Source organism: Pseudomonas mendocina, assembly GCA_037482215.1.
Lineage (GTDB): Bacteria > Pseudomonadota > Gammaproteobacteria > Pseudomonadales > Pseudomonadaceae > Aquipseudomonas > Aquipseudomonas mendocina_E.
The window spans coordinates 4,620,400-4,640,363 of record CP148074.1; the positions used below are offsets into that span (position 1 = coordinate 4,620,400).

General features: G+C 57.2%; 19 protein-coding genes. 8 read left to right on the forward strand and 11 right to left on the reverse strand.

The annotated features are described in order from the left end of the window. Window positions 1-124 precede the first annotated feature (124 nt). The 4 genes from WG219_21265 (at window position 125) to WG219_21280 (ending at window position 3,661) form a co-directional block, all read left to right on the forward strand. The gene (locus WG219_21265) at window positions 125-1,492 is read left to right on the forward strand and encodes a glutamine synthetase family protein (protein ID WXL25789.1); all 1,368 of its coding nucleotides are present in this window, start codon (window positions 125-127) and stop codon (window positions 1,490-1,492) included. Between the two features lie 159 nt (window positions 1,493-1,651). Next, on the forward strand, window positions 1,652-2,125 hold the full coding sequence (locus WG219_21270) for an acyl-CoA thioesterase (GenBank protein ID WXL25790.1): 474 nt from the start codon (window positions 1,652-1,654) through the stop codon (window positions 2,123-2,125). 56 nt (window positions 2,126-2,181) lie between these two features. Continuing rightward, window positions 2,182-2,586 (forward strand): DUF3301 domain-containing protein, encoded by a 405-nt coding sequence (locus WG219_21275; protein WXL25791.1) that lies wholly within the window; start codon window positions 2,182-2,184, stop codon window positions 2,584-2,586. A 319-nt stretch (window positions 2,587-2,905) separates the two neighbouring features. Beyond that, window positions 2,906-3,661: a hypothetical protein gene (locus tag WG219_21280; GenBank protein ID WXL25792.1), complete on the forward strand. Its 756-nt coding sequence runs from the start codon at window positions 2,906-2,908 to the stop codon at window positions 3,659-3,661. A 79-nt stretch (window positions 3,662-3,740) separates the two neighbouring features. On the opposite strand, the gene blaOXA is transcribed toward WG219_21280, so the two are convergent. From blaOXA to WG219_21295, 3 genes are all read right to left on the reverse strand, one after another. Continuing rightward, window positions 3,741-4,529, reverse strand: a complete 789-nt coding sequence (blaOXA, locus tag WG219_21285) for a class D beta-lactamase (protein WXL25793.1) — start codon at window positions 4,527-4,529, stop codon at window positions 3,741-3,743. Between the two features lie 64 nt (window positions 4,530-4,593). Next, complete coding sequence (locus WG219_21290; GenBank protein ID WXL25794.1) at window positions 4,594-5,472, reverse strand: alpha/beta hydrolase; 879 nt, start codon at window positions 5,470-5,472, stop codon at window positions 4,594-4,596. Between the two features lie 42 nt (window positions 5,473-5,514). Next, complete coding sequence (locus WG219_21295) at window positions 5,515-6,477, reverse strand: CobW-like GTP-binding protein (protein WXL25795.1); 963 nt, start codon at window positions 6,475-6,477, stop codon at window positions 5,515-5,517. 126 nt (window positions 6,478-6,603) lie between these two features. On the opposite strand from WG219_21295, the gene WG219_21300 reads away from it, so the two are divergent. Beyond that, the gene (locus tag WG219_21300) at window positions 6,604-6,957 is read left to right on the forward strand and encodes an NADH:ubiquinone oxidoreductase (protein WXL25796.1); all 354 of its coding nucleotides are present in this window, start codon (window positions 6,604-6,606) and stop codon (window positions 6,955-6,957) included. On the opposite strand, the gene WG219_21305 is transcribed toward WG219_21300, so the two are convergent. Further along, window positions 6,954-7,598 (reverse strand): DUF1826 domain-containing protein, encoded by a 645-nt coding sequence (locus WG219_21305; GenBank protein ID WXL28070.1) that lies wholly within the window; start codon window positions 7,596-7,598, stop codon window positions 6,954-6,956. The genes WG219_21300 and WG219_21305 overlap by 4 nt on opposite strands. Further along, window positions 7,598-8,803, reverse strand: a complete 1,206-nt coding sequence (zigA, locus tag WG219_21310; GenBank protein ID WXL25797.1) for a zinc metallochaperone GTPase ZigA — start codon at window positions 8,801-8,803, stop codon at window positions 7,598-7,600. Before zigA ends, WG219_21305 begins: the two co-directional genes overlap by 1 nt. Window positions 8,804-8,933: 130 nt before the next feature. Here zigA and folE2 point away from each other — a divergent pair, with 130 nt between their 5' ends. From folE2 to WG219_21325, 3 genes are all read left to right on the forward strand, one after another. Next, window positions 8,934-9,827 (forward strand): GTP cyclohydrolase FolE2, encoded by an 894-nt coding sequence (gene folE2 / locus WG219_21315; protein ID WXL25798.1) that lies wholly within the window; start codon window positions 8,934-8,936, stop codon window positions 9,825-9,827. 183 nt (window positions 9,828-10,010) lie between these two features. After that, window positions 10,011-11,879 carry a DUF294 nucleotidyltransferase-like domain-containing protein gene (locus tag WG219_21320; GenBank protein WXL25799.1) on the forward strand — a complete coding sequence of 623 codons (1,869 nt, stop codon included), beginning with the start codon at window positions 10,011-10,013 and terminating at the stop codon, window positions 11,877-11,879. Window positions 11,880-11,881: 2 nt separating this feature from the next. Continuing rightward, window positions 11,882-12,604 (forward strand): 3'-5' exonuclease, encoded by a 723-nt coding sequence (locus WG219_21325; GenBank protein ID WXL25800.1) that lies wholly within the window; start codon window positions 11,882-11,884, stop codon window positions 12,602-12,604. 19 nt (window positions 12,605-12,623) lie between these two features. Here the strand turns inward: WG219_21325 and WG219_21330 are convergent, their stop codons facing one another. From WG219_21330 to WG219_21355, 6 genes are all read right to left on the reverse strand, one after another. Then, complete coding sequence (locus WG219_21330) at window positions 12,624-13,922, reverse strand: c-type cytochrome (protein ID WXL25801.1); 1,299 nt, start codon at window positions 13,920-13,922, stop codon at window positions 12,624-12,626. Continuing rightward, a complete protein-coding gene (locus tag WG219_21335; GenBank protein WXL25802.1) occupies window positions 13,919-14,389 on the reverse strand; it encodes a (2Fe-2S)-binding protein in 471 nt (156 codons plus the stop codon). The genes WG219_21330 and WG219_21335 overlap by 4 nt, the downstream gene beginning before the upstream one ends. A gap of 11 nt (window positions 14,390-14,400) precedes the next feature. Then, window positions 14,401-16,587, reverse strand: coding sequence for a xanthine dehydrogenase family protein molybdopterin-binding subunit (locus WG219_21340; protein WXL25803.1), 2,187 nt, complete (start codon window positions 16,585-16,587; stop codon window positions 14,401-14,403). 192 nt (window positions 16,588-16,779) lie between these two features. Then, window positions 16,780-18,441, reverse strand: coding sequence for a BCCT family transporter (locus WG219_21345; protein ID WXL25804.1), 1,662 nt, complete (start codon window positions 18,439-18,441; stop codon window positions 16,780-16,782). Window positions 18,442-18,718: 277 nt separating this feature from the next. After that, window positions 18,719-19,219 carry a GNAT family N-acetyltransferase gene (locus WG219_21350; protein WXL25805.1) on the reverse strand — a complete coding sequence of 167 codons (501 nt, stop codon included), beginning with the start codon at window positions 19,217-19,219 and terminating at the stop codon, window positions 18,719-18,721. Between the two features lie 232 nt (window positions 19,220-19,451). Then, window positions 19,452-19,754 (reverse strand): hypothetical protein, encoded by a 303-nt coding sequence (locus WG219_21355; GenBank protein ID WXL25806.1) that lies wholly within the window; start codon window positions 19,752-19,754, stop codon window positions 19,452-19,454. Window positions 19,755-19,964: the final 210 nt, after the last annotated feature.

The following is a 19,964-nucleotide window of genomic DNA, read 5'->3' on the forward strand; positions in this document are numbered from 1 at the left end:
GATGGCTTCGTCCATCCACCCTACAAAAATCACGCGCCGCCATCTCGTAGGGTGGATAAGCGCAAAGCGTTATCCACCAAAACACCACCACATTACCGGCACACGCCTTACACGAGACCGCATCATGCAATTCGCCGAAATTCAGGAAGCCCGCGACTTCCTCGCCCAACACCCTGAAGTACGCAGCATCGAGCTGATGCTGATCGACGCCAACGGCATTCCACGCGGCAAGCTGCTGCACCGTGACGAACTGCTGGCCATTTACGAAAACGGCCGACCGCTGCCCAGCTCGATTCTGGCCCTGACCATGCAGGGTGAAGACGTTGAAGAAAGCGGGCTAGTCTGGGAAGTCGCCGACGCCGACTGCTGGACCTATCCCCTGCCCGGCAGCCTCACCCTGCAACCTTGGCGCACTACGCCGACCGGCCAACTGCAAGTGAGCATGCACCCCGAACAGGGCCTGCCTGCTGCGGTGGCGGACCCACGTCACGTACTGATCCGCGCCATCGACCGGCTCAAAGCCGACGGCTACCACCCTGTGATGGCGGTGGAGCTGGAGTTCTACCTACTGGATAAAAACCGCGACGCCAATGGCCGCCCGCAGCCTGCTGTGCAGTGCAACGGCGTGCGCCCACAAGCACCACAAGTGTATGGGGTTTACGAACTGGAACAGGTCCAGCCGTTCCTCGATGACCTCTACGCCGCCTGCGAAGTACAGGGCCTGCCGGTACGCACGGCAATTTCCGAATACGCACCGGGCCAGCTGGAGCTGACTCTGGAGCACCGCTTCGACGCGCTACAAGCAGTGGATGAAGGCATCCGTTACAAACGTCTGGTCAAAGGCGTGGCCAACAAACACGGCCTGCAGGCCTGCTTTATGGCCAAGCCATTTGGCGATCTGGCCGGCAGCGGCCTGCACATGCACGTCAGCTTGGCGGATGCCGAAGGCAACAACCTGATGGCCAGCGAAGACCCTCATGGCACACCGCTGCTGCGTCATGCTATCGGCGGCATGATGGCCACGCTCAACGATGCACTGGCGATCTTCTGTCCTAACGCCAACTCCTTCCGCCGCTTCCAAGCTAACAGCTACGCGCCGCTGGCCAAGAGCTGGGGCGTCAACAACCGCACCGTGTCGTTCCGCGTACCGGGCGGCCCGGCGAAGAGTCGGCATGTGGAGCACCGCATCTGCGGCGCTGACGCCAACCCTTATCTGGCCGCTGCCGCCATCCTGTCCGGCATCCACCACGGCATCAAAAATCAGATTGATCCCGGTGAGGCTATCGTTGGCAACGGCTACGAGCAGGCGCGGGAAACCCTGCCCACCGATTGGCTAACCGCTCTGCGTGCACTGGAACAATCCAGCTGGGCTAAAGAAGCGCTGGGTGAGGCGTTCCTTGAGGTGTACCTGTCGATCAAATGGGCCGAATTCCGCCAATTTATGGGCGAAGTCGGCGAACAAGACTGGCGCTGGTACCTGCATCACGCCTGATCACGCCTCTCTGACAGGCCTGAGCGGAGACCACAGAAACCCTGCGCCTCCGGTCAGGTCGGTTAGTGCCGATTACGTCGATAGACAAAGCGCACGGGCCATTTTCCTCCACAACCGGTAATGTATAGGCTTTCAACGCGATATACGGAAACCCGGTTTATGGAACCCTTTAGCAGCCAACTGTCGATGAGCGTATTGATGACACCGGACATGGCCAATTTCTCTGGCAAGGTTCACGGTGGCACTCTGCTCAAGTATCTCGATGAAGTGGCTTATGCCTGCGCCAGCCGTTACGCAGGCCGCTACGTTGTAACGCTGTCAGTGGATCAAGTGATCTTCCGCGAGCCGGTTCATGTCGGTGAGCTGGTGACCTTTCTCGCTTCGGTCAACTACACCGGGCGCACGTCCATGGAAATCGGCATCAAAGTGGTCACGGAAAACATCCGCGAGCGCTCAGTACGCCACAGCAACAGTTGCTTCTTCACCATGGTGGCGCTGGATGACGAGGGTAAGCCGACCCCAGTACCGCAGCTGGTTCCAGATACCCCCGATGGTATTCGCCGACAGAATCAGGCCATTCAACGCCGCAAAATCCGTGCTGAACTGCAAGAGCGCTACAAGTCGTTAGACTGATCAGTAACGCTGCGCACTGACTGAACGCACTCGCCACACCACGTCCCGGAGCCGTCATGTTCGACCTGTTCGATATGTTCCTCGCCATGCTGTTTACCGCGTTTTGCGCGTGGTTGTGGCACGCCCATGGCCTGCGAGAGCGCGCCTTGGAACTGGTTAAACATCACTGCTCACGGGTCGATGTGGAGTTACTCGACGGCAATGTGGCCCTGCGCCGTATCGGTTTTGAGGCCGACAGCAAAGGGCGCAAGCGCCTAGCACGGGTTTACGGTTTTGAGTTCACCGTCACCGGTGAGCAACGCCATGCGGGCAGCATCATTATGTTCGGCCGTCACCTCGGCCGTATTGAATTGGCGCCGCACCCCATGCGCGAACCTGCCTTCGAGGACAACAACGTTATCGAACTGGCCAAGTGGCGGGAAACGCATCGCGCCGATCAGCGCGATATTTCCAACCACTGATACATAGAAGGAGGAACTCTATGCAACGCGCATAGCCTCTGAACTATAAGCCCCCGTCACGATTTCCCTCTCTAATTACACACGACTATTTGATTATCTCATTAAAGCCACCGCGTTAGGATGGCATTTCTAAAATTGACTATAATGACCACCTAGACGTCTAGCAGCTAGAAAAATCAGTATAACCATAGTGAATAAATTCTTAACCTTAGATTCCATAACATCATAATAATAAATAACAAAGTGACAACGATAGCCGAATGAAAAAATCAATAGACTAAAACAACTAACCAGAATCTCAAATTTAAGGCGTACACGTATGAAAAAATACATTGTATCAGCCATTCTATTAATTTCGGTTAACCAGCCCTACGCGGCTCAAGATAGTTTGACGGCGAGAACGCTAGCAGTTAAAGGCCACCCACCTGAACTGACTTCAAAGCCTGAGATTTTTAACTATACTCGCCGAGGCTCCGCACCGATAGTTGGTGACGATTTACGCCATTATTTGATCTCTACAAAAGATAAGGATGGCGACATTGTTACAGCTAAAGTTCAATGGCTGCGTGATGGTGTACCTATTCCAGGACAAACATCTCTAACTTACTTCGCCACCTCGGAAGATGTAGGAAAAGACATCACAGTTAAATACATATTAACCACACCTGCTGCGTCCACAGACCCAAATGAATCCATATATATTTCAAAGAGTTTGGGTAAGGTCCAAAAGAAAGATAACAGCGAACACTACCCACCAGACCCTATATTCCGCCTGGATATTGGTTTAAAGTCATCTACAGAGGCTATTGCAGCCTGCACAGATGCTAACGGGCAAGTAGCCACATATGCTCAGGCAAAAAACCTATACATCCAATCCACAAGCGCTATTAGTGTCAACGAAAACAACGAAGAAATGTGCACACTCTGGGAGTGGCCGCTAAATAATCAATGCGGAGGCGCAAGTGATTATTATTGGGCCAAAGACGGCTCAACTTATAAAAGCTTTAGTTTAAGGACAGGAACCAACAATACGTCCAATACCTCTGCTTATGTTATGTGTTCCACTGAAGGATAAGCTAAATTTCGCCAACCCAATCCAACAGAACATTCACATTTAGCATGCTCAGAATCACCGCCATCGATTGTTGGCCAGCTCATATAAGTCCTAACTTACGTAAGCTGGCCTTGCCTAACTCAACACGTTTGCTGGCGTCTTTGAGATCGTCCATCGGCATGTTCAGAGCAAAGGTGTAGTAGCGGCCATCCTGCTCCACCCAGCCGACCCACCAGCCCACGCCGGGTTTGATGGCTTTGCTCCAACCTGTCTTGCCGTAGAGGCGCCAGTTGGGCCCTTCTTCCAGCAGGGTGATCTCCCTTACCGCTTCCTGAATCTCCGGGGTAAAGGGCAATTTATCCTGCACCAGACGCTCTAGAAATTCCGTCTGTTCGATGGCACTGATCGTGAGAGGACCCTCGACCCAAAACGTATTGACCTGCTCCCCCACTTGCCCGTTACCGTAATTCAGGGCGGCGAGCTGTGCTGTCATGCGCTTAAGGCCTACCCGGCGTGCCAGCTCCTGGTAGATCGGGTAGTTGGAAACCGTAATAGCCTCACGCAGGCCCATGGCTCGCTCCCAACTTTTAAGGAACTTGGGCTTGCCATCCCAGGGGATCACTTCATCCACACTGCTGACCGCACCTGTGGATAAACCGATCAGCGAGTTGGGGATTTTAAACGTCGAGGCGGGGTAAAAGCGGGTTTGCGCACGAGCCTGATTGTAGCCCTCGACCTTGTCGCTGCCGACTTCATGCAAGACAAAAGTCCCGTCGATACCGGCCTGCTGGAACAATGTGCCGACGGCCGGGTTTTCCAGCCATTCAGTGGGCTGCGCCTGAACCTGGGCTGTCAGCACCAGCATGAGCACAAGTGCGATTCGCTTCATCTTCATTCCCTGAGGTAAAGCCGTTGGAGGCAGAATCTGTCACGCAGGTTCCATGCCCAATATGTCAGCCCTTTTGCAGGAGAAAGCCCCTGACCCGCACAGCCGTATCCACAGGCTGCTCCTGCATAAAACAATGCCCGCCCGTTACTGTACGGGCACGGACGTGGGGATTTATCGCCGTCCAGCGGGCGGCAGACTGGGCCACAAAGGGAAAGCTGTGCTCGCCATAAAGCATCAACGAAGGCGTAGTGATTTTGTTCAATGAAGGCCACAGGCGTCGCGGATACGAGCTGAAGATTTCTGCTTCACGGCTGGGGCGGCAACACAACTCGACGCCTTGCTCGGTATCGCGCAGGGCGTATTGAATATAGGCGTCAAAAGCCGCCTCATCCCAGCCACGGAACATACCCCGGCCATGCAGGGCGGCATAAGCAGCGGCACGCTCAGGCCACTGACTGCGCCGACTGCGGGCTTTAGTGGCCATGGTGTTGCGCTTACTCAAGCCAACCACATCAGACAATGCCATCACCCCGATCATGGCCTTGCTGAACAATACCGGGTCTAGCAACACAGCCCGCTGAAACAAGTCTGGATGCCGAGCTAGGATCAGGCAGGTGAGCACGCCGCCAAAGCTATGGCCGACAGCATAGGCTGGGGCAGCGCCAAAGCGGCTGCGACCTTGGGCAAACGCTTCTACAGCCATTTCGGCATTGCGGTTCCAGCCGTGGAAGCGACCACCGTGATCCGTCTCACCGTGCCCCTGAACATCACACAACCAGAGATCGAAATCCTCTGCCAGGGCCTGCAGCATGGGTGTGTACACACGGCCGCAGTAGCCATTGCCATGTAGAAAATGCAGGACAGGCTTACCGCTGGGCGGCGTGTGCCAACCACGCAGGGTAAAACCGGCGGAACAAGGGTGAGACCAGGGTTGCAGATCCATCTAAAAACCTAAAACGGTGGCGCGATTGGTAAATGCAGCAGGCTACAGACGGCAAGCGCTGAACGCAGCCTGCAAAACTGCCACATCCTGTGGCTCGGTGAAAATCAATTCCAGCCGCGAGTCTTTGCGCCACTCGCTGCTCTGCCAATGCAGCGCCTGGCCACGCAAGGCATTGGCCGACAGCCAACCCGCATTGGTCTGTAAGACCAGCTTGGCACGCTGCCAAGGCAGGCTGGTCAGCCATTGCTGCACGCGCATCAACTCAAACTGCTGCGCCGGGTGCCAGCGCCAACCGATGCTCCAGCCTTCAGGCTGTTGCTGCACCTGGCAGATCGGCTCATCGGCATTGAGCCACAGCTGCGGCATCGGCGCTGGGCCAGCGGGCAAACTGGGCGCCGCCTCAGCGGCTTGCGCCTGGGTAGTAATGCCCGGCAGTTGTTGCAGCTCAACCCGGCCTTGTGTTGTCCAGTGCAGGGCTGTCTGCGGCAACTGTGCAGCCAGCGCGGCGCGGGCCGTTTCGTCCAGTTGTTCGGACTTATTCAGCACCAGCAATCCGGCACTGGCGAGGGTTTCCTGCTGGGCTTCCGGCAAGCCCTGCCCTGCCGCCAGCGCTTGTGCATCGAGCACCATCAGCAGCGGCTGTACAGCCAACACATCCAACCACGGGGCATCACGCAACTGCCCCTGCAATTGCAGCGGATGCCCCAGGCCTGAGGGTTCGATAAACAGCCGGTGCGGCTTAGCCTTACGCAGCAGGCGCCCCAGCCCCACTTGAAACGGCACGCCACTCACACAGCACAGGCAACCACCGGCCACCTCGCCCATGCTGACACCGTCGTCATCCGTGCTCAGCAGCGCGGCATCCAGCCCGACCAACCCGAATTCGTTGATCAGCAGTGCCCAGCGCTCATGGGCCGGGCGCTGTTTAAGCAGTTGCTGAATCAGGCTGGTCTTGCCTGCGCCGAGCGGCCCGGCAATCACATGGGTGGGGATCTGAGTGAGCATGGTCTGGGTGTTTTCTGCGTTGGGATTAGCAGCATTCTAACGCTGGATCGCGCAACGCGTTTTGGCGCATCATCCGCACCTGCGGCCCACCCCGACGGGCTGACGCCACTGCTCAAGGAGAACCCCATGCGAATTGCCCTGTTATTGACGTTGCTGGCCTCATCCAGCCTCGCGTGGGGCGAAGCCTGCGTGGTGCATACCCAAGCCGAACGGCTGGACGTGAAGGTCTGCCAGCAGAACCGCAGCATTCCGCCCAATCTGTTTCGCACCGGCTTCTGTAAGCCGCAGCTCAAAGGACAGAAGGTTGAAGTCGATTTTGTCGAGCAGTGCCCCATCGGCGCCTTTGGCGTTTGCCGCAACGCCGGGGTCAGCGGCACACCCTACAAACAGGACATTCATTACTACGGCGTAGCCAGTGACGCCGCGTACCTCAAACCCTACTGTGAAAAGCAGAGCCGGGGCGTATGGATGGCCTATTAGGCCAGCCAGTCCAGCGTCAGTAACAAGCGCCGCTCACCTGCCGGGGGCTGTGGTGAACGGTGGATGATGCCCGCCCCCTCATTGCCGACCCAGCGCTCGCCCTTGGCCATCATCACATGCCCGGCAAGGGCCCGATTGATACGCTCGGGCCTGACAGGTTCCGCCTGCGGATTGCCCAGCTCGCTGCGCAGCATGGCCTCTTCGGCCAACCACTCACTGCCCACACCGGCATAGCTGGTGATCAGCCGCACCGGCACGTGGTCAACGTGAAAGCGTGGGCACATCGCCTTGTCCAACGCCCTTAGGCGAAGACCTAAGCGCTGGGCATCGAGCAGAGAAGCATAGGCGCTTACCAGCCAGCTTATGTCAGTGAGAAACGCATCATGGCCCGGCAAGTCGCTGTACTGGGGCAGCAAATCAGCAAGACTGACCAACTGCTCCGGGTCATCCAACTCGATATGACGGGTTACGGATAATGTATCCCCCTGAGCCAGCAGGCCCTCGGCAAACTCACTGATGTGCGCCGGTAAATTGCGCTGCCAGATGGCCAGGTTCACGTCATCACGCAGGATGTCGGCGAGCACATCCATTCGCTCACTGGCCAGTTGCTGAGGTGCCAGTTGAAGCGCTTCAGCCAGCATCATGCGACATCCTCCACCGTGATACCGAACGGGTCTTCCAGTTCAGCCCAGGCGCTAGGGCCACCTTGCAATTCAAGGTCGTTCAGAAGGCAGGCATCCAACTCTTCACGCAGCCGTTCGAAGTCGATGTTCTGGCCGATAAAGACCAGTTCCTGGCGGCAATCGCCCACCTGATTGTCCCAATTCTTCATGATCATTTGCAGGCTCTCCTCATCATGCGGCCATTGGGTTTGTGGCACAAAACGCCACCATCGCCCGGCATGACCATGACGCATCAGCCCGCCCGCCTGGGACCAGCTGCCCGCGTTCTGGTACTGGCTGGCCAGCCAGAAAAAGCCTTTTGAGCGCAGCAAGCGTCCATTGAGCCATTCACGGTTGATGAAGTTGTAGAAGCGCGGCGGATGAAACGGACGACGCGCCCTGTAGACGGTCGATGCAATGCCATACTCCTCAGTCTCCGGCGTGTGTTCACCGCGCAGTTCCTTGAGCCAGCCCGGTGCATGAGCGGCACGCTCGAAGTCAAAACGCCCGGTGTTGAGCACCTTTTGCAGCGGTACATTGCCCATCACCATCGGCAGAATTTCCGCTTCACTGTTGAGGCCACGCAGAATCGCCATCAGCTCTTCACGCTCCTGGCTGCTGATCAGGTCAGCTTTGCTCACCAACAGCACGTCTGCGAACTCCACCTGTTCAATCAGCAGATCACTGATGGCGCGCTCATCTTCTTCACCCAGGCTTTCACCTCGGCTAGCCAGGCTTTCCGCGGCTTGATAGTCAGCCAAAAAGTTCACGCCATCGACCACCGTGACCATGGTGTCCAGCCGTGCCAGGTCGGACAGGCTGCGGCCTTGCTCGTCACGGAAAGTGAAGGTTTCAGCCACTTGCAGCGGCTCAGAGATGCCGGTGGATTCGATCAGCAGGTAATCGAAACGGCCCTCTTCAGCCAAGCGCGCCACTTCGATCAGCAGGTCTTCGCGTAGGGTGCAGCAGATACAGCCGTTGCTCATTTCCACCAGTTTTTCTTCGGCACGGTTAAGGCTGACATCGCGCTGCACTTCGCTGCCGTCGATGTTGATTTCGCTCATGTCATTCACGATGACCGCAACTTTGAGGCCGTCGCGGTTTTTCAGAATGGCGTTGAGCAGCGTGCTTTTGCCCGCGCCAAGGAAACCTGACAGCAGGGTTACGGGAAGGGGGCGGTTCATTTTCAAGTTGTCCTCATCAGCGGCGCTGGAAGGTCAGGCATGCCTTCAGTCGCTTCTGTATTTGTGTGTTCGGAATCACGATATTATTGTTATAACATAACATTTATTCAATCGAAGAGCCCTAATCCCGATGAACGCACCCGCCTTGCCTGACATTGCCGCCCAAGCCAGCAGCCTCGAACAAACCCTCGACTGGGTGGGCATGGAAGGTATTGCCTTGCCTGTTTTGCTCGCGGAGCAAGCCATCAACACCATCGTCGACGCCGGTGTCAGCCTGGATGACGGCAACGCCCGTGGTATCCACATGTCGCGGCTGTTTCTAGGCCTGCACCAACTGGAACAACGACCGCTGACGCTCTCGGCACTCAAGCACGTACTGAGAGACTTCCTGCACAGCCATGCTGACCTGTCAGAGCAGGCGTTTATCCGCCTGAGCGGCGAGGCGGTGTTCAATCGGCCTGCGCTGATCAGCGCCCTATCTGGATGGAAGAGCTATCCCTTCACCCTGCGTGCAAGCCAGTCAGCAAAGGGGTTCCACGTGGAACTACTGTTCAGGCTGAGTTACTCGTCCACCTGCCCTTGCTCGGCAGCACTCGCCCGCCAGCTGATTCAGCAACAGTTCACCGAGGACTTTCACGGGCAGTCACTGGACCACGAGCGCATGCTGCAATGGTTGGGCTCCAGCAATGGGATTGTCGCAACGCCGCACAGCCAGCGCAGTGAGGCCACCCTACAGGTGCGGCTTAAGGACGATGTCGATGAAATACCGCTGCTGGCGTTAATCGACCGCGCTGAGAAAGCCCTCGGCACAGCCGTGCAGACTGCGGTGAAACGTGCGGATGAGCAGGCCTTTGCTCTAGCCAACGGACAAAACCTGATGTTCTGCGAAGACGCCGCCCGCCGCCTGCACCAGGCGCTGCTGGCAGGCCCTGAATACAACGCTTTCAAGATCAAGGTGGTGCATGCAGAGAGCCTCCATGCACACGATGCGGTGGCGCTGAGCAGCCACAACTGGGGGCGGTGATTACCCCCAGCGCCAGCATCAAACCTGCCAATAAGCTCAATCCTGCATGGATATATCCCTGGCGTGATCTGTATCGGTCAGCATTTTCACGAGGATGGCACTGACAGTCAGCACAATGGTCTTAACTGATCAGATCGCCCACCCGCACGACGCTTTACGTTGTATCCAGGCCAAGGAGGCTCCATGCAGATCGAAATAGTGGAAATTCGCGACCACCTGGCGCGCTTTCCCCCGTTCGACAGCCTGCCCGAAGACACCTTAAACAGCATTGCAACTCAGGTGGAGGTTGCCTACTTCAAGGCGGGCACCGAGATTCTTGAGTACGGTGCCGCAATCCACGACCTGCACTACCTGCGCAGTGGCGCTGTGGAAATCTATCGGCGCAGTGGCGAGCTGTACAACCGTCTGAGTGAGGGAGACATCTTCGGTCAGGTTGGTCTGTTGCGCAGCAACAAGGTTCGCTTTCCGGCGACGGCCATTGAAGACAGCCTGGTGTATTTCATCCCCGAGGCCACCTTCACCCAACTCTGCGAAGAACACGATGGCTTCGCCGAGTTTGTTGAGGCCGACGGCCAGTCGCGGCTTAAGTCAGCGGTGAAGAACCAGAACAAAGGCAGTGATCTGACTCAGCTCAAGGTCCAGTCTTTGATCACCCGCCCAGCAGTCAGCGTGGCGCAAGACACGCCCATCCAGCAGGCCGCTCAGGTGATGACCGAACAGAGCGTGTCATCACTGGTGATAACCGACACTGAAGACGACAGCGCGAGCATGGTCGGCATCCTCACCGACCGCGACCTGCGCACCCGCGTGTTGGCTGCCGGGCTTAGCGGACAAACGCCAGTCAGTGATGTGATGACACCCGACCCGATCACCCTGCGCAGCAGCGACAGCGTGTTCAGCGCCATGCTGTGCATGCTGCGTAACAACATCCATCATTTACCGATCCTCCATCAGCAGCGCACGGTGGGGCTGCTCAACCTCTCCGACATCATTCGCTACGAATCCCAAAACAGCCTGTACTTGGTTAACGCCATCTTTAACCAGACCAGCGTTGAGGGCTTACAGAGCCTACTCCCAGAGTTGCGTGGCAGCTTTGTGCGCATGACCAATGAGCTAGCCACTGCACATATGATCGGCAGCGCCATGTCCAGCATCGGCCGCGCCTTCACCCAGCGCCTGCTGGAATTGGCAGAGCAGCAGTACGGCCCTCCCCCGGTGTCTTACTGCTTTATGGTGGCAGGCTCCATGGCCCGGGATGAGCAGCTGATACTCACCGATCAGGACAACGCTCTGGTACTCAGCGACCGCTACGATCCGGCGCTGCACGGTGAGTACTTCAGCCAGTTGGCCACGTTCGTCTGCGACGGCCTCGCCGCCTGCGGCTACAGCTACTGCAAAGGCGGGATCATGGCCAGCAACCCACAATGGCGGCAGCCACTGCGGGTCTGGCGCGAGCTGTTTACGCAATGGATCGAGCAGCCCAATGCCAAAGCCCTACTCAACAGCAGCATCTTCTTCGATCTGGATGGCGTTTACGGCAAAACGGCGCTGGTGGAAAACCTCAAAGACCTGCTGGCAAACAAGGCCAGCCAAAGCCCAGCCTTTCTTGCTGCCATGGCCCGCAATGCGCTGAACCGCACACCACCGCTGGGCATCTTCCGCACCTTTGTGATGGAAACCGACGGCCGCCAGAAACACCTCATCAACCTTAAAGGCCGGGGCACTGCGCCGCTGACCGACTTGATCCGGGTGCATGCACTGGCCTGCGGCAGCCGCGCGCAAAATTCGCTTGAGCGCATCGACGACATCAGCAAAACCAAGCTGCTGCAACCCGAAGCCTTGGAACAACTGCGCTATGCCTTGGAATACCTCAGCATGGTGCGTATCCGTCATCAGGCGCGGGATGTCTCTGAGGGCCGCGAGCCGGACAATTACATTGAGCCGGAGAACGTCTCCGCCGCTGACCGGCATAACCTCAAGGAGGCTTTTCAGGTGCTCAACCGTGCGCAGAAGTTCATTCGCTTCCGCTACCCAGCCAACGCCGGTAAATGAGCATGTTCAGCCTGCTGCGCAACCCGATAGAGCAACTGGACTGGGCGGCCCGTTGCAAAGCGCTGGCCGCCGCGACCCAAGAACCGCGCCTGCGCGCCTTTTATGAAGCGGGCTGCGTAGCGGCGGATACACCTCTGGCAGAGGTGCCGCTATTAGCGCTGGATGTGGAAACCACCGGGCTGGATGCCAGCCGGGACGCCATCGTCAGCCTTGGTCTGGTGCCTTTTAACCTGCAACGGATTCGCTGCGCGGAGGGCCGTTACTGGGTGGTTAAGCCCGACACAGAGCTGAGCGGCGAGTCGGTCACCCTCCATCACATCACCCACAGCGATATCCGCCAGGCTCCGCCACTACCCGCAATTCTCGATGAGTTACTGGAGTGCATGGCCGGGCGGGTCATGGTGGTGCATTACCGTAATATCGAGCGGCAGTTTCTCGATCAGGCCGCACGCCTGCATCTGGGCGAAGGCTGGCAGTTCCCGCTGATCGACACCATGCAGCTTGAAGCCCTGCTCTACCCCAAACGCCAGCCCAACTGGTTCGACCGCCTGCTGGGGCGCAAGCCTGTCTCCATCCGCCTGGATGACAGCCGCCAGCGCTACCATCTGCCGCCCTACATGGCCCACCACGCGCTGACCGATGCGCTGGCCACTGCAGAGCTGTTACAGGCGCAGGTGGTGACTCACCATTCACTGCAGACGCCAGTCGGCCAACTCTGGAGTTGAAGGCCGCACGTACGCCTAATCAGCGCTGTGCGGCCACCTGCTCGGGCGTGACCGGGCCCTGCTTATCGCCAAACTGGGCGAGTACATAGTTGGCCATTGCCGCGATTTCGATGTCTGTGTGGCTTTCACCGAATGCTGGCATTGCCTCCTCGCGCCCACCGACAACAATGTGGGTTCCGTCCAGAATAGCTTTGACGATATTCCGCCCCTTAGGATCATTGCTCGCGGTGCTGCCTTTAAGGCCCGCATACGGGCTCTGGCGCCCCTCGCCGTTCCAGGTGTGGCAACCCGCACAACTCTGTGCAAACAGACGCTGACCGAGGCCGCTCTGCTGTGAGGCTGGCAGCATCGCATTGGCGGCCTCTGCACCTGCAGGTTTGAGGTTAACTCGCACATCCTTATCACCCGGCAAGGCCGGTATATCACGCAAGTACGCGACCAACGCCTGAATATCCTCTGGCACAAGGAACTGCAGGCTGTGCTGAATAACCTCAGCCATCGGCCCCGAAGCGCTGCTACGGCCCGGCGCATGGCCGGTCGAGAGGTAGGCGGCCAGTTGCTCATCACTCCATGCACCAATGCCGCTCTGCGGCTCCGGGGTAATGTTGCTGGCAAGCCAGCCATCGACAACTTCTCCAGAGAAGTGCTGGCTTGTGTTCATGGCGAATGCGAGGTTTCGCGGGGTGTGGCACTCGCCACAGTGCCCGAGGGTGTTAGCCAGATAGGCGCCGCGGTTCCATTGCTCACTCTTCTGTGGGTCCGGCGCAAAGCGGCGGTTATCAAAGAAGCCCAGCTTCCAGAAGGTCATGCCCCAGCGCTGGTTAAACGGAAACGCCAGTTCAAGCGGCTTGTTGGCTTGGCGGACTGGAGCGAGACTGAACAGATACGCCTTGATAGCCAGCACATCATCCCGGCTCATGCCCGCATACGAGGTGTAGGGCATTGCCGGATAGAGATTACCTTGCGAACCCACCCCTTCGCGGACTGCGCGCACGAACTGCTCATCAGTCCAAGCGCCGATACCGGTCTCGGTGTCCGGGGTGATATTGGTTGCGTAGAGCTTACCGAATGGCAGCTCGAACTCCCCGCCTCCGGCATAGGGCTTGCCGTCCTTGGCGGTATGGCAGGCGACACAGTCTGCGGCCTGGGCCAGATAGCGGCCACGTGCGACCTGATCGGTAAACTGCTCAGGCGCTCCAGAGATAGGCGCAACCGGATCAGACCCGACAGGGCGCAACAACACATACAGGACATAAACCACCGCCAGCACGGCAACGGCCAGCAGCAACAGGATGAAGTTTTTACGACTCTGGCTCATGCGGACCGCTCTTCATCCAGCGCTCCGGATGCCTGATGAATAGCCGCCCGAATTCGGACATAGGTTGCGCAGCGGCAGATATTGCCTGACATAGCAGCATCAATATCAGCGTCTGTTGGCTTAGCCTGATGCGCCAGCAGAGCCGTCGCGCTCATGATCTGCCCAGACTGGCAGTAACCACACTGCACCACGTCCAGATCCAGCCAGGCCTTTTGCACAGCCTGGCCTTCAGGTGTGGCCGAAACCCCTTCAATGGTGGTGATGCGCTTGCCCTGAGCGGCCGACACCGGCATGGCACAGGCGCGCACAGCAACGCCATCAATATGCACGGTGCAGGCGCCACACATGGCAATGCCACACCCGTATTTGGTTCCGGTCAGCCCGGCTTCATCACGCAAAAACCACAGCAGAGGCATGTTCGGGTCGCCGTCAAACGACAGCTCCCGGTCATTCACGGTTAAATTCATCACGGCATTCCCTATGCACTAATCCGTTGAAATGGCAGGCTGAGCGAGGTGCGCGGCAAACCGAGCAACGCCAGGGCATTGCCCACCGCCGGCGCTATGACCGGCACGCCCAACTCACCGACGCCGGTAGGAGGCTCGGCCGAGGGGACGATGATGACCTCGATCTCAGGCATCTCATTGATGCGCAGCGTCCGGTAGTCATGGAAGTTGGACTGCTCAACCAAACCCTCTTTGAGGGTGATTTTGCTGTACAGGGCCAGCCCCAGACCGAAGCCGATACCGCCCTCAATCTGCGCCCGCACGACATCCGGATTGACCACCACACCACAATCCACGGCGCACCAGACTTTGTGCACCCGTGGTAACCCATTTTCATCCACGGAGACTTCCGCAATCTGCGCCACTGAGGTGCCAAATGCCTTGGCAACCCCAACGCCACGGGCACGGCCATCAACAACCTTGGCCCCTTGCCAGCTAGCCGCCTTGGCTACTGCTCTCAGCACACCGGCTTCCCGTGGTGCATCACCCATGAGCGCCAGACGGCCCTCGACCGGGTCTTGCCCGGTCTCACTCAGTAGCAGATCGATAAAGCACTCAACCGCATGCCCGGTGTGGGTAGACGCTACAGAGCGCAGCGATGAGGTGGGAACCTTGCCGGGAACAATATGGGTATCGCAGCGGAAGTGTTCGATGCTGTAGGGAATCTCGTTGGCCCCCTCCACCATCATCATATCGATGCCGTTTACCACCAACTCGCTGATGGGACTGTCCTTGGTCCAGGAGTGGCCGGTAATGGTGTTTGCCCAGGCAACCACCTTGCCGTCGCGGATAGCACCGCGCATGCGATGCAAAATCATTGGCCGGTACCAGCCGCCAGTCACATCATCCTCACGTGTCCACACCACCTTAACGCCCTGGCCAGGCCCGATCCCTTTGGCCGCTGCCGCCATGTCTGCGACCAAATCCGGCCCGTGCTTGGCATTGCCCAAGTCGATGCGACGACCGAAGCTGCCACCGGCCAGAATCGTTTCAATCTCAACGTTGTCTGCCGGAAGCTGGAACAACTCACACAGCTGTTTGTGATCAAGGGTCTGCACCTGGCTGCCATAGCGCGCCTTGACCCGCTCGCCATCCCAAAACAGATAGCCGCCCAGCGGCTCCATCGGGGTATGGGCGACATAGTGGAAGGAGTACTCAACCTCAATCACTTTGTCAGCCTGTTTAAAGGCCTCATCCGGCGAACCGTGGGAGGCCGCCACCAAACCTGGTTTTTGGGCGATCTGCCGGAATGAATCGAAGATTTCCTCAGTGCTGCGCATCTCGGCGTCGCTTTCATCCCACTCCACCGCCAGCCTCTTGCGCCCCTGTATGGCCGCCCATGTCCCTTTGGCATACACAGCAACACCTGTAGCAATCTGCTTGACGGCTACAACGCCAGGCACGGATAGCGCGTGTGCGGCATCAAAGCGACGCACCTTGGCCCCAAACCGGGGAGGCCTGCTGATGGTGACAGTGAGCATGCCCGGCTCTTGGATATCTTCAGAGAAGTACGCCGTGCCGTCGGTTTTGCCCTTGGAATCCACCCGGCGAACACCGATTGGCTTACCGATCAAGGTGAAAGAGGCAGGGTCTTTAAGTTTCAGCGACTCAGGTGCAGGAGGGGTTAAGCCCGCAGCGGTTACGGCAAACTGGCCAAAGCCTGCTTCGCGACCACTGGCGGCATGAATAATGCGCCCCTGCTTAACCGTGACGGACTGCGGATCAACCTGCCACTGCAGCGCAGCAGCTTGCACCAGCATGGCCCGTGCCATCGCGCCCATACTGCGCATCTGCTGATAAGCACCGGCGATGGAAGTTGAGCCACCGGTAGCCTGATAACCGAAAGTCGGGTTTAGGTAGAGCTTGGCATCAGAGGGTGCGGCCACTACGCGCATTTGTGCCCAATCTGCATCCAGCTCTTCAGCAACCAGCGTAGCCATGCCGGTGTAAACGCCCTGGCCAATCTCTGAGTGCTTGCTGAGCACCGTGACAATGCCGTCTTCGCCAATTTGCACAAAAGCATTGGGCATAAACGGCCCGACTTTCTGCGCGAAGGTTTTAGCTTCCAGGCCTTTACCGGGCAGGTGTGCACCGATAATCAACACCCCAGCACCGACCATAAACTGCCGTCTGGACAGCGCCAGTCCCGATTCACTCATCCTAAGCATCCTCATCCTGCTGCGTGACTGCGGCGCAGAAGGCCATCACGCAGTGCTTTCTTGTATTAACACCTAAGTGTAGGAACTATCACATTTCTGCAAGGTTCCGGAATGCACTGCGCGACAGATGGGCGTTCGCCCGGCTAACACCGGGCGACTGTCTTCATTACGGGGATCAGGCGCCCTGCGTTATCAACGCGGCTCGTTCATCAGTCCCTTAACGATAGAAACACAGCCCACCAACAGCACCAGTGTGAATGGCAAACCGGTCGACACCGCCATCGCCTGCAAGGCAATCAGCCCACCGCCAAGCAACAGGGCAATCGCGATCACACCCTCGATGCTGGCCCAGAACACCCGCTGCACCACCGGCGCGTTGACCTTGCCGCCTGCGGTGATGGTGTCGATCACCAGCGAGCCGGAATCCGACGAGGTGATAAAGAACATCACCACCAAAATGATCGCCACAAACGAGGTAATCGCACTCAACGGCATCTCGTTAAGCAGCGCAAACAACTTCAATTCCAACGCCGCGTCAGCCACGCCGTTCAAGCCCGCAGCTGTCTGCTCAAATGCCGCGCTGCCAAACGTGGTCATCCACAGCACCGACACCAGCGACGGCACCAACAGCACCGCAATCAGGAACTCACGCACACTGCGACCACGGCTGACGCGGGCGATAAACATGCCCACAAACGGCGACCAGCTGATCCACCAGGCCCAGTAGAAAGCCGTCCAGCCCTGGCTGAAGTTGGCATCCTCACGCCCAATCGGATTGGACAGCGCAGGCAGGTAACTCAGGTACGCACCGAGGTTGTCCAAAACGCCGCTGAGGATCACCAGCGTTGGCCCCGCAATGATGACAAACGCCAGCAAGGCAAAGGCCAAACCGATGTTGATTTCGGAAAGAATCCGCACGCCCTTGTCCAACCCGGACAACACAGACCCCAATGCCACCAACGTGATCACAATAATCAGGACGACCTTGCTGGTGTCCGTGGCCTTAATCCCGAACAGCTGCTCAATGCCCGCGGCGGCTTGCTCAGCACCAACGCCCAATGACGTGACCAAACCAAACAACGTGGCAAACACCGCCAGAATATCGATGATATGGCCCGGCCAGCCCCACACCCGCTCACCGAGAATCGGATAGAAGATCGACCGGATCGCCAGCGGCAAGCCCTTGTTATAGGAAAAAATTGCCAACGACAGCCCGACAACCGCATAAATCGCCCACGGATGCAGACCCCAGTGGAATATGGTGGAAGCCATAGCCAGGCGCTTGGCTTCGGTAACGTCGCCTACCGCACCGCTCAACGGGGCCCAATCGGTGCGCACGCCGTTTTCCACCGTTACCCCGCCCAGCGCGGCGCTGTAATGGGAAACCGGTTCTGCCACGCCATAGAACATCAGGCCGATGCCCATACCCGCAGCAAACAGCATGGCGAACCAACTCAGGTAATTGAAATCCGGCGTGGCATGGGTGCCACCGATCCGCACCCGGCCCAGCGGCGACAGAATCAAGCCAACACAAACCAGCACAAAGATGTTCCCGGCGCTGAGAAAGAACCAGGCCATGTGGTGAGTGATCCAGTTGCGCAAAGCGCTGAACAACGGCTCGACCTGATTTTGCAAAGCCAAGGTCAGCAGCACAAACAGCAACGCAGTCAGGGCGGAGATAATGAAAACCTTGCCGTGAATGTCGAGATTGATCGAGAACTGACCCTGAATATTGTCCTGGCCTATCACATAATCCGTGTCGATCAGATTAGCTTTACCCGTCGGAGCCGGAATGCCATCCGGGGTAACCGAATCAGCCTTAGGTGTCGTGTCAGACGAAGGGGTTTGCTCCATGGATGAGTCTCTCCTTTAGCGTTGGCACGCGAAGCGCGCACGAGGACGGATTGCCCTACTCGTACAGCCCCTGCCCAGGCCGATCAGCACCCAACGTGACAGTCGGCCCTCACCGCAGAGGCAGGAACAAGAAAGCAGTATCAACGGACAACATGCCGGCAATGCGCAGGCAACCGAAGCGATACCGAGTCTAACCAGACCCTTTTTGGTACAAAGCGTTCAACTTAATGTAGACAAGAAAACCAGTTCGCACCGTTTCCACTGCCTGTGAATCCACTCATGAATGGTCACCAACCACTTCACGGTACAGGCTCAGGCCTCTTGCCTTGTAGTTAGCCAGCGCACTGGGGTGATCAAGGGTGCAGGTATGCACCCAAACCCGCTCGGTACCCGGCCAGGCCCATGCAGACTGCAGGGCATGAGTCAGCAGCGGCCCGCCAAAACCCTGCCCGCAAAAGCGCTCAACCAGACCAAAATAGAGAATCTCCACATTGCCTTCAGCGTCCTGCTGCAACTCGTAGTAACCGGCAATAGCGCCCTGATGATAAGCCACCCAAGTACGGTGCTCAGGCCGCTCAATCCAGGCCTGCCACTGAGCATCTGACCAGCTCAGTTTGTCATCCCACGCCCAAGGCCCGCCCACCAGTTGATAAAGAAAACGGTTGAGTTGGAATTGCTTGATCCTGCATTCCACAACCGTCAGATCGTCCGGCAAGGGCTTGCAACGAACCTGATCAGGGCTGTGCATATGCAGATAAAAAGTGATGAGCTCACGCATGCTGCTGTCATTAGCGAATCATGTCGGGGGAACTCAAATTACACTTAAGCAGGTTGTATAGCGAGTGGGGATCGATAAGGGGCAGGAGCGGCTTCAGGCAGCGAAAGGAGTTACAGCTACAGGCATAGCTGGGGGCACGACATCAACAAAAACTACAGATTTATTTTCAGGGTGGAAATTAACTAATAAATCTGGCCCTTTAGTCTCTTCTGTTCTTTTTTAAAAATTCAAATCACAAACCAGACAAGCCAAATTCGCCATTCTCGTACACTCTATATTCATTACCACTTTCATAAATCATTTTTTCAAACCCACAAAATGCTAGAGTCATTCCTTCATCTCGCAACTGAACCTTTCCAAAAAATGTAAACTTTATTCCCTCACTCATAACCAGCACAATTAAATCATCACCGCCTATAACATTTAATACTTTGTATTGACTATCAAATGGCCTACCCTCCGACCCAATCGGCAAAAAATAGTAGAATGATTTTTTAGACTTACACCAATCCTGAATATATTCAGTCGAATTCATTTTCAACAACCCACTCAGGTTTTAACAAAATAAGTAAAGCTTATGAAAAATTGGACAGCCACTCCCTACACTTAATTAAAATATCAGAATCATTCATTCCGACAGTATCCACCAGCCCCAACTCCTCATATCCTAGCTCATCGCTCCTTCTATAAAAGATCATATATGAGTCCCGCCCATCAAACTGAATCGCCCCGGGTTTCGTGGAGG